Origin of the sequence: Pseudomonas sp. ME-P-057 (genome assembly GCF_030208975.1) — a bacterium.
Lineage (GTDB): Bacteria > Pseudomonadota > Gammaproteobacteria > Pseudomonadales > Pseudomonadaceae > Aquipseudomonas > Aquipseudomonas lutea.
Genome location: NZ_JARVSX010000023.1, coordinates 234406 through 246966, shown reverse-complemented (window position 1 = coordinate 246966; position 12561 = coordinate 234406). Strand labels below are relative to the sequence as shown.

The 12561-nt window shown below is 60.8% G+C and carries 9 protein-coding genes; 6 read left to right on the top strand and 3 right to left on the bottom strand.

The window, feature by feature from the left end; genetic code table 11:
- Positions 1-98: 98 nt before the first annotated feature.
- The gene (locus QRN48_RS14245; RefSeq protein ID WP_285351273.1) at positions 99-1739 is read right to left on the bottom strand and encodes a 5-guanidino-2-oxopentanoate decarboxylase; all 1641 of its coding nucleotides are present in this window, start codon (positions 1737-1739) and stop codon (positions 99-101) included.
- Between the two features lie 150 nt (positions 1740-1889).
- On the opposite strand from QRN48_RS14245, the gene QRN48_RS14240 reads away from it, so the two are divergent.
- The 3 genes from QRN48_RS14240 (at position 1890) to QRN48_RS14230 (ending at position 4717) form a co-directional block, all read left to right on the top strand.
- Positions 1890-2777, top strand: a complete 888-nt coding sequence (locus QRN48_RS14240; protein ID WP_285351235.1) for a LysR substrate-binding domain-containing protein — start codon at positions 1890-1892, stop codon at positions 2775-2777.
- A gap of 139 nt (positions 2778-2916) precedes the next feature.
- On the top strand, positions 2917-3093 hold the full coding sequence (locus QRN48_RS14235; protein ID WP_162835408.1) for a hypothetical protein: 177 nt from the start codon (positions 2917-2919) through the stop codon (positions 3091-3093).
- A 124-nt stretch (positions 3094-3217) separates the two neighbouring features.
- Positions 3218-4717 carry an MDR family MFS transporter gene (locus QRN48_RS14230; protein ID WP_285351233.1) on the top strand — a complete coding sequence of 500 codons (1500 nt, stop codon included), beginning with the start codon at positions 3218-3220 and terminating at the stop codon, positions 4715-4717.
- Between the two features lie 16 nt (positions 4718-4733).
- Here QRN48_RS14230 and QRN48_RS14225 read toward each other — a convergent pair whose 3' ends face one another.
- Positions 4734-5594, bottom strand: a complete 861-nt coding sequence (locus tag QRN48_RS14225) for a cache domain-containing protein (protein WP_285351231.1) — start codon at positions 5592-5594, stop codon at positions 4734-4736.
- A gap of 228 nt (positions 5595-5822) precedes the next feature.
- Positions 5823-6509 (bottom strand): TetR family transcriptional regulator, encoded by a 687-nt coding sequence (locus QRN48_RS14220; protein WP_285351229.1) that lies wholly within the window; start codon positions 6507-6509, stop codon positions 5823-5825.
- A 254-nt stretch (positions 6510-6763) separates the two neighbouring features.
- Here QRN48_RS14220 and QRN48_RS14215 point away from each other — a divergent pair, with 254 nt between their 5' ends.
- From QRN48_RS14215 to adeC, 3 genes are read left to right on the top strand one after another with little or no spacing between them, the layout of a single operon-like run.
- Complete coding sequence (locus QRN48_RS14215; RefSeq protein WP_037014475.1) at positions 6764-7924, top strand: efflux RND transporter periplasmic adaptor subunit; 1161 nt, start codon at positions 6764-6766, stop codon at positions 7922-7924.
- Between the two features lie 3 nt (positions 7925-7927).
- Positions 7928-11062, top strand: a complete 3135-nt coding sequence (locus QRN48_RS14210; RefSeq protein ID WP_037014477.1) for an efflux RND transporter permease subunit — start codon at positions 7928-7930, stop codon at positions 11060-11062.
- The gene (gene adeC, locus QRN48_RS14205; protein WP_037014482.1) at positions 11059-12525 is read left to right on the top strand and encodes an AdeC/AdeK/OprM family multidrug efflux complex outer membrane factor; all 1467 of its coding nucleotides are present in this window, start codon (positions 11059-11061) and stop codon (positions 12523-12525) included. The genes QRN48_RS14210 and adeC overlap by 4 nt, the downstream gene beginning before the upstream one ends.
- Positions 12526-12561 lie beyond the last annotated feature (36 nt).

Sequence of the window (12561 nt, the reverse complement as noted above, 5' to 3'; positions counted from 1 at the left end):
ACCGCAAGCCGACTGTGGGACCGGCTTTAGCCGGGAAAGCGTCAGGTGCCACCCCGCCAACGTGAAGTTGCCAAGTCGCCTCTTCCGTGTGGAGTGATTCACACCGTCCCCATCCGCGCCTCCATCCACGCGCGCTGATCAATTTGGATCAGCGTCGGTCCTTCGCGTCGGCCAGCGGCTTTCAGTGCCGCCACCAGCTGCGCGACCCCGACGACGGCCTCGGCCGCGCAGCCCAGGGCTTTCGCTACGCCGATGAAGTCCGGCGTGTAGATGTCCACACCCACCGGCTCAATGGCGCGTTTGACCATGTATTTTTTAATCTCCTCGTAGCCCTGGTTATTCCACAGCAGCACGATGATGGGCACCTGCGCTTCAACCGCGCTCGCCAGCTCGGACAGTGTGAACTGCAGACCGCCATCACCGATCAAACACACCACCGGATTGCGCTCACCGGCGTCGCGACTGCCCAGCCATGCCCCCATAGCGGCAGGCAACGCGTAACCCAGCGTTCCATAGCCCGTGGAGGAGTTGAACCAGCGCCGAGGCTTGTCGAGGTCCAGTGTCAGGTTACCGGTGTAGACGGGCTGAGTGGAGTCGCCGACGATCACCGCCTCCGGCAGCACTTGAAGAACCGTCTGCAAGAACAGCGTCTGCGCACGTGTTGCCTCGTCCCAGTCAGCATCCAGCCTGGCCCTCAGCGCAGCCACTCGTGCGGGCCCCCAATCTTCATTGCGTGGGGCGAGGACCTCACCGGACAACGCGATCACCAACGCCTCGGCGGCATATCGGGCATCGGCCACCAGCGCGACCTCTGGCGCAAACTGGCGCACCGTCTGGTCCGGGTCGATGTCGATGCGCAACAACAGGCCCGGAATGTTGAAGTGTCCCTGAAAAGTGACGTCGTAATCGGTCTCCCCCAGTTCCGTCCCAATGGCCAGCACCACGTCGGCGCTTTCGATGACCTCACGCGTGGCGTCAAGTGACTGTGTCGAGCCCAGCAACAGCGGGTGCTTGCCTGGCAGCATGCCCTTGGCGTTGATCGTCAGTGCGACCGGAGCGGCGAGCCGTTCGGCCAGCCGCTTCAATGCCGGGGCGCTGTCGATGGCGCCACCGCCCGCCAAAATCAGCGGCCGTTGCGCATGGGCCAAGAGCCTCGCCATCTGCGTGATTGCGTTGGGGGCCGCTCCGGCGCGCGTGACCGAAACCGGCTGGCTGCGCAGCAGGCCGTCGGCATTCTCCACCAGTACGTCGAGCGGGATCTCGATGTGCACCGGACGCGGCCGCGCCGCCTGAAACACCGCGAAGGCCCGCGCCAGCACCGAGGGCAGCTCAGCGGCAGACATCAGCGTGTGGGAGAACGCCGCAACGCCTGCGACCAGTGCGCTCTGTGACGGCAGCTCATGCAGCTTGCCGCGCCCGCCTCCCAGCTGATTGCGCGACTGGACACTGGAGATGACCAGCATCGGAATCGAGTCCGCATACGCCTGCCCCATCGCCGTGATGATATTGGTCATGCCGGGGCCGGTGATGATGAAGCACACGCCAGGCTGTCCGCGCGTTCGCGCGTAACCATCGGCCATGAAACCCGCGCCCTGCTCGTGGCGCGGGGTGATGTGGGTGATCGACGAATCGGCCAGAGCGCGATACAGCTCAACCGTGTGTACGCCCGGGATACCGAAGACGCGTTCGACGCCATAACCCTCCAGCAACTTGACCAGCACTTCCCCGCACGTCGCCATGTGTTCGCCTTTGCTCTTGTCTATTGGCACGCGGCCGCGCCCGGATTAATCCCGTGTTGAAGCAAGGGTCATTGGAACCGGGGGTGGTATCGACCACAACGCAAAAAATGTCATGCTTAGCCATGTTCCTGGCTCATGGCTCGCTTGCCGATGAAACGTCTCCCGCCCCTGCCCGCGCTGCAAACGTTCCTGATCACGGCCAAGTGCTGCAATTTCACGCGGGCCGCAGAGGCACTGCACCTCACCCAAGGCGCCGTTAGCCGCCAGATCTCGGGGCTGGAAAGTCATCTTGGCTATCGATTGTTCATTCGTCAGGCCCGAGGTTTGTCCCTCACCCCACAAGGCCGCGAACTGCTGCCACGCATTGAACAGGTGTTCGGTCTGATCGAAGAAGCCGTGACTGAGGTGGACGCCAGACCCAGAGCGCTGCAGATCAAGGCCCCGACCTGCATCAGTCGCTGGTTGTTGCCCCGGCTGATGCACTGGCAGAAGGAACGGCCCGACGCGCCGGTGCAGTTGACCACCACCAGCGCCCATGGCGTGGACTTTCAACGTGAGGACTTTGACGCGGCGGTGATATATGGCGCGCATCCGGGTGAGTCGGTGCATGCGCAGCACCTGTTTGACGAACAGCTCACGCCAGTCTGTTCGCCGTCAATGGCAGCCGGGGAGCCGCGCTGGCACCTCGATGATCTGCAGAAGCGCATGATGCTGCACCCGACTCTCGATAAACGGGACTGGGCGCTCTGGCTCAAAGCCGCGGGGGCAAAGCCGAATGCTGTCATGCAAGGCCAGCACTTCGACACGATGGACCTGGCCATGACTGTTGCCTCACAGAGTGAGGGCGTTGCCATCGGTGACTGGTCGCTGATCGGCGAAGACCTCGATGCGGGGCGACTGATGATGCCCTTCGACTTGAAAGTCAGAACCGGCGCTGCGTATTACCTGGTGTCTCCCAAACGCACCGCTGTGCCTGGGGCACTCACGAAGTTGCTGGATTGGCTATCGGAGCAGGCTGCCGAGCGACGCAGGGGCTGAACGGCGCAACGCTGGCTCTTCCTTAACGCCCCGGCTGATAAAAACATTCAATCTCTACGGCACCTTCCACTCGCCCAGACCGACCTACACTCACTGTGTCCGCTTTGAAAAGATGTCTTACCGGATCGAGGCAAAGGTCATGAAAACCACAATAAAAAGACAGTGCGTTTATGTTGTTGCCGTTACTGCCGTGCTCAGCCTGTATGCCGCCGGCGCGTACCGTATCGAGCAGATGCGGCAGACGCCACGCATGGCAGTGGTCTGCACATTGGGGCACTGCGTTCCCACCGACGCGACGTTCAGCGCGCTTCGTTGACGCTGCACAGGCTCTTCACGCTGTGGAAATGCCGACAGCCTGCTATCGATTAGCAAGCTAACGGACTAGACTTGGCAAAATTCCTGCCGGTATTGCAGGCTAATCTGCCAAGCGAGCCCCTTCTGTGACGAGTCTCAATCAACCCCGTCCGGACATCCGCAGCATTTTGTTTGCGCTGATGATGGCCGTCTTCCTCAGTGCGCTGGATCAGACCATTGTCGCGGTCTCGATGCCGGCCATCTCTGCACAATTCCATGATTTCGACCTGCTCGCCTGGGTGATCTCGGCCTATATGGTCGCGCTTACGGTGGCCGTACCGATCTACGGCAAGTTGGGGGATTTGTACGGCCGCCGTCGATTGATGCTCTTTGGCCTGGCCACGTTTACCCTCGCCTCGCTGTTTTGCGCCCTGGCCCAGAGCATGGAACAACTGGTGCTGGCGCGGGTGCTGCAAGGCATCGGCGCGGGCGGGATGGTTTCGGTCAGCCAGGCCATCATCGGCGACATCGTTCCGCCCCGTGAACGTGGCCGCTACCAGGGTTACTTCAGCGGGATGTACGCAGCGGCCAGTGTTGCCGGCCCGGTGCTGGGCGGTTTCATGACCGAGTATCTGTCCTGGCGCTGGGTGTTCATCATCAACCTGCCGCTGGGCCTGGCGGCGTGGTGGGTGGCGCGAAAGACGCTGGTCGGTCTGCCGGTGCCCCAGCGCAAACCGGTCATTGATTACCTGGGCACCGTGCTGATGATCATCGGGCTGACCGCGCTGCTGCTGGGCATTACCGAGATTGGCCAAGGGCACAGCTGGCGCGACGAATCGGTGCTCATGCAGCTGTCGGTGGCGCTGCTCGCGCTGGTGATCTTCGTGCTGTATGAAAGGCGCGCCCGCGAGCCATTGTTGCCGATGCACTTGTTCGCCAACCGCAGCGCCGTGCTCTGCTGGTGCACGATCTTCTTCACCAGTTTTCAGGCCATCTCGCTGATCGTGCTGCTGCCGTTGCGGTTTCAGACCGTCACGGGCGCAGGTGCAGACAGCGCCGCACTGCACTTGATGCCGCTGGCCATCGGCATGCCGATGGGCGCGTATTTCGGCGGACGACGCACTTCGCTTACCGGCCGCTACAAACCGATCATCCTCGCGGGCGCAGCGCTGATGCCGCTGGCGATTCTGGGGATCGCTTTCACCCCGCCGCAGTCGGCAGTTTTGACGAGCCTGTTCATGGTGTTGACCGGCATCGCCAGCGGTCTGCAATTCCCGACTTCGCTGGTGGGCACGCAGAATTCGGTGGAGGTCAAGGACATGGGTGTAGCGACCAGCACTACCAATCTATTTCGCTCCCTCGGCGGCGCGGTGGGTGTAGCTACGATGTCTGCGCTGCTGCTGGCAATGCTTGCCGGTTCAGGCATCGCTGAGGTCGGCGGTTCGATGGCTGAGGGTTCGGGCAATTTGCTGATGGACAGCCTGAACGCCGCCAGCGGTCCGGCGCTCGGATTACTGCGTGGCCAGTTATCGATGACCTTTCAGCATTTACTGATGGGCAGCGCGGCCGTGTCATTACTGGGCCTCGCGGCAGCCCTGGCGATGCCCAACAATGTGTTGCGCGGCCGGCACGACAAGGACCGATAGCCGGCGTCTTGACGGGTCAGCCGCTGTAATACCCGACCGCCACCAGGTAGCCGCCGACTCTGCGCACATAGGCATGCTTGTGCTCGACCTTGCCGGTCACCGGGTTGCGCCAGCGGTATTCGTACTCGCCTTCGGCCTGCTGCCTGACTATCTCAAGGATCGGAATGCCGACGGGTTTGCCTTCCGGGTCCTTGACCTTGCTGAAGTCGGTATTGACCAGGCGCAGGTTAGTGCCATGGGCGACGTAGCGCTTTGATGCCAGGTCCACGACAAAGACATACAGGTCGTCTTCGAGGAATCCGCCTTTCAGGTCGTTGATTGCGCGGACCGTGCCGTCTCTGTCCTGCTCAATTGCTTTGGATGCCTTATCGAGCAATGCCCTGGCCTGCTCTGGCGATGCGCGCGGCAGGTAATAGCCCACCGCCAAGACCCGATTGGCGAGACGCTGAAAGTACACACGTTTGCGCTCGACCTTGCCGTCGCGCCAGTTCTGCCAGCGATATTCAGCTTGTTGTACGCCTGCGCTCTCGGGGGTCTGCAGCACTTGCTTGAAGGTCTTTTGCAGTTCCGGATCGAGCACTGATGAAACATCTCGCCCGATCAAGGCCACCGAAGGCCCGCCGCTGGCGAGCATGATGCCTTGGGTGTCGGTGACGAAGACGTAACGCTCGCCGTCGACGAACTCGCCCTGACGGCTGAACTCGGCCAGCGACTTGTCGCCCTGGACGCGATATCGGGCAACGGCTTTCTCAAGCAGAGCCTTGGCAGCTGCGGCCTCCTGCGCTTCGTCACCCGCAGCCCAGCACTGACCAATAAAAAAGACTGTGAGCGTGCCGACCAGAAGTTTTTTGAGGATGTCCTGTGAACCGACTGCCATGGCCTTTGCCCCATTCTTGTTGGTATGGCACCTAGCGTAGATGGCAGATCGCAATAAGGAAGCATTCGGGAGTTAAATGGGGGACGCGGCTGAATAGGCCCTGAACACCGGGCGATTAACGTAAAGCCACGGTAAACCGCCTGTTCAACCCGGCAAAGGCGAGGTATAGATACAGGCCAAGCGCCATTTGGCTCCAAGGGGACGACTGCGCGCCGTCCGCGAGCCGAGTCACGGCTTGCTGGCAATAACCGCCTGCTGACTCGCAGGCGCTGGAGGCAGCCCGGCATCGCGCAGTGCGGGGCTGAAGCGAAGCATGTCGAGAATGCCGTCAACCAGGCGTTCGGCATCGTTTTGCAGGGAGAAGCTCTCCGGGACCAGCAACCACTGCCCCAGAATGCCGTGGATATAGGCATGCAGACAGATGGCCGCGCGCTGCGGGTTCAGGTCTGCCGGCAATTGCCCTTGGCGGGAAGCATTGCTGAGCGCCAGCGCGATTCGTTCGTTGGCGTCGAGCCAGACAAATTGGCGCTGTTGACGCATGTCACACATTTCGTCGGTAAATTCGAATTTATGAAACAGAATTTCATTGATGCGGCGGGTCTTGGGATCGTTGGCAACTTGCTGAAACAAATGAATGAGAAGCTTGCGCGTCCACCCCAGCGGATCAACTTCATCCTCGCTCTCGCTTGCGCGTGCCATTTCTTCAAGGGGTTCATGGAGACTGTCGAGCATCGCCTGAACCAGATCGGCCTTATTGCTGAAGTGCCAATAGATCGCGCCGCGGGTCACGCCCGCCAAGGCAGCAATGTCTGCAAGCGTTGTGCGCGAGACCCCTCGATCGTAGAAAGCCTGCTCGGCAGCTTCGAGAATCTGCCTGCGTGTTTCCTGAGCCTCTTCTTTCGTGCGTCGGACCATGGCAGTAAAAACCTCAATAAAAATGCTTCAGGCGCTCTGGTCGAGTGGCCTGCACAGCACGTCGGGCGGCCTTTGTAATGCCTTGTCCCGGACCTACAATCGATGCCCTCGGTGCGTTGGAGTGTCGCAGACGTGGGTGTTTACAAACAACCGTGAACGTAAGTATATTCATTAGCATGCTACTTATCCAGCAGGAACCCTTTCCCGCCCCTTTCCACTTTTCATGAGTTCAGGCTCCTGACCCGAGGATCTTCATGCAATTCAAGCCAGCTGTTACCGTACTGGTCACTGCCGTTGCCCTGGCATCGCTGCTTAGCGGATGCAGTAAAAAGGAAGAAGCGGCCCCAGCACCACCGCCCCCTCAGGTCGGCGTCGTTACTCTGAAAACCCAGGCTTACACGCTGACATCCGAGCTGCCCGGCCGAACCACTGCGTTTCGCATCGCAGAAGTTCGTCCGCAAGTGAACGGCATCATCCTCAAGCGCCTGTTCACCGAAGGTGCAGACGTCAAGGCAGGTCAGCAGCTTTACCAGATCGATCCGGCGCTCTATCAGGCCACCCTCGACAGCGCCAAGGCGACCTACGAGTCTTCCAACTCGCTGGCGGGCCGTTACAAGCAACTGATCAACGAGCAAGCCGTCAGCCGTCAGGAATACGACACGGCGGTGGGTTCGGCCCGTGAAGCCAAGGCGGCGGTGCAAACTGCCGAAATCAACCTGCGCTATACCAAGGTTTACGCCCCGATCTCCGGCCGTATTGGCCGCTCGCTGGTGACCGAAGGTGCGCTGGTTAGCAACGGTCAGGCGGATGCCATGGCCACCATTCAGCAACTCGACCCGATCTACGTCGACGTGATCCAGTCTTCTGCTGAAATGCTCAAACTGCGTCGAGAGCTGGAAAGCGGCCAGCTGCAGAAAGCCGGCGACAACGCTGCCAAGGTCAAGCTGGTGCTGGAAGACGGCAGCATTTATCCGGTCGAAGGCAAGCTTGAGTTCTCCGAGGTCTCGGTTGACGAAACCACTGGCTCGGTGACCTTGCGCGCCATGTTCCAGAACCCCGACCACACCCTGCTGCCGGGCATGTTCGTGCATGCGCGTCTGCAATCGGGCGTCGCAGCCAATGCGATCCTGGTGCCGCAACAAGGCATCACCCGTGACCTGAAAGGCACGCCGACGGCGCTGGTGGTCAACGCCGACAACAAGGTCGAAACCCGCACCCTCGTCGCCAACCGCACCATCGGCAGCGACTGGCTGGTCGAAAAAGGCCTGAACGCTGGTGATCGCGTCATCACCGAAGGTTTGCAATACGTCAAGCCAGGTGCCGAAGTGAAGGTGGCTGAAGCCAGCAATGTCAACGCAGAGAACCCGGCCCCTGCCCCGGCAACTGATAAAGCCGCAGGCAGTAAAGGGGAGTAATTCATGTCGAAATTCTTTATCGACCGGCCAATTTTCGCGTGGGTAATTGCCCTCGTGATCATGCTGGTGGGGACGCTGTCGATCCTCAAGTTACCGATCAACCAGTACCCGGCGATTGCGCCACCGGCCATCGCCATCCAGGTAACCTACCCGGGCGCCAACGCGCAAACCGTGCAGGACACCGTGGTTCAGGTGATCGAGCAGCAACTCAACGGTATCGACAACCTGCGTTATGTGTCCTCGGAAAGTAACTCCGACGGCAGCATGACCATCACCGCGACGTTCAATCAGGGCACCAACCCGGACATCGCGCAGGTTCAGGTCCAGAACAAGCTCAACCTCGCCACCCCGCTGCTGCCGCAAGAAGTGCAGCAACAGGGCATCCGCGTGACCAAGGCGGTGAAAAACTTCCTGATGGTGGTCGGTCTGGTGTCCGAAGATGGCAGCATGGGCAAGGAAGACTTGTCCAACTACATCGTGTCGAACATGCAGGATCCGATCTCCCGTACCTCCGGTGTAGGTGACTTTCAGGTGTTCGGTGCGCAGTACGCGATGCGTATCTGGCTCGACCCGGCCAAGCTGAACAACTTCCAGCTGACGCCAGTCGACGTCAAAACCGCGATCACTGCCCAGAACGTTCAGGTGTCCTCCGGCCAGATCGGCGGCCTGCCTGCCCTCAAGGGTCAGCAGCTGAACGCTACGATTATCGGTAAAACCCGTCTGCAGACCGCCGAACAGTTCGGCAATATTCTGCTGAAGGTCAATCAGGACGGTTCGCAGGTTCGCCTCAAAGACGTCGCCAAGGTTGGTCTGGGCGGCGAAAACTACAGCATCGACGCGCAGTTCAACGGCAAGCCGGCTTCCGGTCTGGCGATCAAGCTGGCGACCGGCGCGAACGCTCTGGACACCGCCAAGGCGATCCGCGCCACGATCTCCCAGCTGGAACCTTTCTTCCCGCCTGGCATGAAAGTGGTTTACCCGTACGACACCACACCGGTTGTTCAGGAATCGATCACCGGCGTGGTTCATACCCTGGGTGAGGCGATCATCCTGGTGTTCCTGGTGATGTACCTGTTCCTGCAAAATTTCCGCGCAACGATCATCACCACGATGACCGTCCCGGTAGTATTGCTGGGTACGTTCGGGATCCTCGCGGCAGCCGGCTTCACCATCAACACGCTGACCATGTTCGGGGTGATCCTGGCCATCGGCTTGCTGGTGGACGATGCCATCGTTGTGGTGGAAAACGTCGAGCGGGTGATGGCGGAAGACAAACTTTCGCCGCGTGACGCGACGATCAAGTCCATGGAGCAGATCCAGGGCGCGCTGGTCGGTATCGCACTGGTTCTGTGTGCGGTGCTGTTGCCGATGGCCTTCTTCGGCGGCTCGACCGGTGTGATTTACCGGCAGTTCTCGATCACCATCGTTTCGGCAATGGCGCTGTCGGTGCTGGTCGCATTGATCTTCACCCCGGCATTGTGTTCTACCCTGCTCAAGCCGATTGACCATGAGAAACACGGGCAGCCGAAACGTGGATTCTTTGGCTGGTTCAACCGCACCTTCGACCGCAGCGTACTGAGCTACGAGCGCGGCGTGGGCAATATGATCAAGCACAAGATCCCGGCCTACATCGTCTACGTGCTGATCGTCTGCGGCACCATCTGGATGTTTACCCGCATCCCGAGCGCGTTCCTGCCGGAAGAAGACCAGGGCGTGATCTTCGCTCAGGTGCAGACCCCGCCAGGCTCGTCGGCAGAACGCACGCAGACCGTCATCGACAACATGCGCAAGTACCTGCTTGAAGAAGAATCCGGCGCGGTCAACTCTGTGTTCACCGTGAACGGCTTCAACTTCGCCGGCCGCGGTCAAAGCTCGGGCCTTGCGTTCATCATGCTCAAGCCGTGGGGCGATCGTGATGCGTCCAACAGCGTGTTCGAGCTGGCCAAACGGGCGCAGCAGCACTTCTTCGGCTTCCGTGATGCGATGACTTTTGCGGTCGTGCCGCCTGCGGTACTGGAGCTGGGTAACGCCACCGGTTTCGACGTCTACCTGCAGGATCAGGGCGGCGTGGGTCATGCCAAGCTGATGGAAGCGCGTAACCAACTGCTGGGCATGGCGGCGCAGAGCAAGGTTCTGGCGGGCGTACGTCCGAACGGTCTGAACGATGAGCCGCAATACCAGCTGGTGATTGACGACGAGCGCGCGCAGGCATTGGGCCTGAGCCTGTCGGACATCAACACCACGCTGTCCATCGCGATGGGTGGCAACTACGTCAACGACTTCATCGACCGCGGTCGGGTCAAGAAGGTGTACGTGCAAGGCGATGCCAGTGCGCGGATGAAGCCCGAAGACCTGAAGAAGTGGTACGTGCGCAACAGCTCGGGCGAAATGGTGCCGTTTGCCTCGTTCGCGACCGGCGAGTGGGTGTTCGGTTCGCCAAAACTGTCGCGTTACAACGGTGTGCCTGCCGAAGAAGTTCTGGGTACGCCGGCACCTGGCTACAGTACCGGTCAGGCCATGGCCGAGGTCGAGCAACTGGCGAAGAAACTGCCAGCTGGCGTTGGCCTCTCCTGGACAGGCCTGTCCTATGAGGAGCGCCTGTCCGGTTCGCAGGCACCGGCGTTGTACGCGCTGTCCATTCTGATCGTGTTCCTGTGTCTGGCGGCGTTGTACGAAAGCTGGTCCATTCCGATCGCGGTCTTGCTGGTCATTCCGCTGGGGGTCATCGGTGCGCTGATGGCAACGAGCTTGCGCGGGCTGTCCAACGACGTGTTCTTCCAGGTGGGCCTGTTGGTGACGGTGGGTCTGGCGGCGAAAAACGCCATCCTTATCGTCGAGTTCGCCAAGGAATTGCACGAACAAGGCAAAGGGATCGTCGAGGCGACCATCGAGGCGTGTCGGATGCGTCTGCGGCCGATCGTGATGACGTCCATGGCGTTCATCCTCGGTGTGGTCCCGCTGGCCATTTCGTCGGGCGCCGGTGCCGGTAGCCAGCATTCGATCGGTACGGGCGTGATCGGCGGTATGATTACCGCGGTTATTCTCGCGATCTTCTGGGTACCGCTGTTCTTCGTTTCGGTATCCTCGCTGTTCAAAGGCAAACAGAAACACACTCCACACGATGAGGCTGGCCAATGAGCAAGTCCCTGATCTCGCTGGCAGTCACCGCGTTCATTCTCGGCGGCTGCTCGTTGATCCCCGAGTACCAGCAACCCGCCGCGCCAGTGCCCGCGCAGTTTCCTCAAGGTCCGGCGTACTCGCCGGCCCAGGCGGCCAACCAGGCAGCGGCCGAGCAAGGCTGGCGTCAGTTTTTCCATGACCCGGCGCTGCAGCAACTGATTCAGACGTCGCTGCAGAACAACCGTGACCTGCGCGTTGCGGCGCTCAACATTGACGCTTACCGCGCGCAGTACCGCATTCAACGTGCGGATCTGTTTCCGGGCGTAGCGGCTTCGGCCACCGGTACTCGCCAGCGTGTACCGGGCGACCTGTCACAAACAGGCGAGTCCCGCATCACCAGTCAGTATTCGGTAGGGCTGGGGGTAAGTTCGTACGAGCTGGACCTGTTCGGCCGCGTACGCAGCCTGAGTGAGCAGGCGCTGCAGACCTACTTTGCCGGTGAAGAGGGTCGTCGCAGCACGCAGATCAGCCTGGTGGCCAACGTCGCCAACGCTTATCTGACGTGGCAGGCGGACAAGGAACTGCTCAAGCTGACGCAGGACACTCTGGGCGCATTCGAAGAAAGCCTGCGCCTGACTTCGCGCAGCAGCGAAGTTGGCGTGGCCTCGGCGCTGGACCTGGCGCAGTCGCGCACCTCGGTCGAGAGCGCACGCGTCAAGCTGGCGCAGTATCAACGCCTGGTTGCGCAGGACGAAAACAATCTGGTGCTGCTGCTAGGCACCGGTTTGCCGGCTAACCTGCCCGCCTCGCAACCGTTGAGCGCCGACATGCTCAACGAGATGCCGCCGGGACTGCCGTCCGAATTGCTGCAGCGTCGTCCGGACATTCTTCAGGCCGAATACAGCCTGAAGGCGGCCAACGCCAACATCGGCGCAGCACGCGCCGCGTTCTTCCCCAGCATCAGCCTGACGGCCAGTGCAGGCACGGCGAGCGGCGACCTGAGCGGTCTGTTCAAGGGCGGTTCGGGCACCTGGTTGTTTGAGCCGACGATCAATCTGCCAATCTTCAACGCGGGCAGTCTGCGCGCAAGCCTGGACTACTCGAAGATTCAGAAAGACATCGGCGTTGCCAACTATGAGAAGGCGATTCAGACAGCGTTCCAGGAAGTGTCCGACGGCCTTGCCGCGCGCAAGACCTTCACCGATCAGCTCAAGGCGCAGACTGACTTCGTCAACGCCAACCAGGACTACTACCGTCTGGCCGAGCGTCGGTATCGCATCGGCATCGACAGCAACCTGACCTTCCTCGACGCCCAGCGTCAGTTGTTCAGCGCGCAACAGTCGCTCATTACCGATCGCCTGGCGCAGCTCAACAGCGAGGTCAATCTGTACCGGGCACTGGGCGGTGGCTGGTACGAACAGACCCCGACCGGCGAGCGCCAGCCCACAGCGGGTGACGTGCCTTCGACGCGTTTGTTCTGATACTGCGCACATAAAAACCCACCAATCGGTGGGTTT

Bases quoted from the DNA above. Each gene is read 5' to 3' on its own strand.
- QRN48_RS14220 (WP_285351229.1), bottom strand. From the start codon at position 6,509: ATGGTCCGACGCACGAAAGAAGAGGCTCAGGAAACACGCAGGCAGATT.
- QRN48_RS14225 (WP_285351231.1), bottom strand. From the start codon at position 5,594: ATGGCAGTCGGTTCACAGGACATCCTCAAAAAACTTCTGGTCGGCACG.
- QRN48_RS14235 (WP_162835408.1), top strand. From the start codon at position 2,917: ATGAAAACCACAATAAAAAGACAGTGCGTTTATGTTGTTGCCGTTACT.
- adeC (WP_037014482.1), top strand. From the start codon at position 11,059: ATGAGCAAGTCCCTGATCTCGCTGGCAGTCACCGCGTTCATTCTCGGC.
- QRN48_RS14240 (WP_285351235.1), top strand. From the start codon at position 1,890: ATGAAACGTCTCCCGCCCCTGCCCGCGCTGCAAACGTTCCTGATCACG.
- QRN48_RS14210 (WP_037014477.1), top strand. From the start codon at position 7,928: ATGTCGAAATTCTTTATCGACCGGCCAATTTTCGCGTGGGTAATTGCC.
- QRN48_RS14215 (WP_037014475.1), top strand. From the start codon at position 6,764: ATGCAATTCAAGCCAGCTGTTACCGTACTGGTCACTGCCGTTGCCCTG.
- QRN48_RS14245 (WP_285351273.1), bottom strand. From the start codon at position 1,739: ATGGCGACGTGCGGGGAAGTGCTGGTCAAGTTGCTGGAGGGTTATGGC.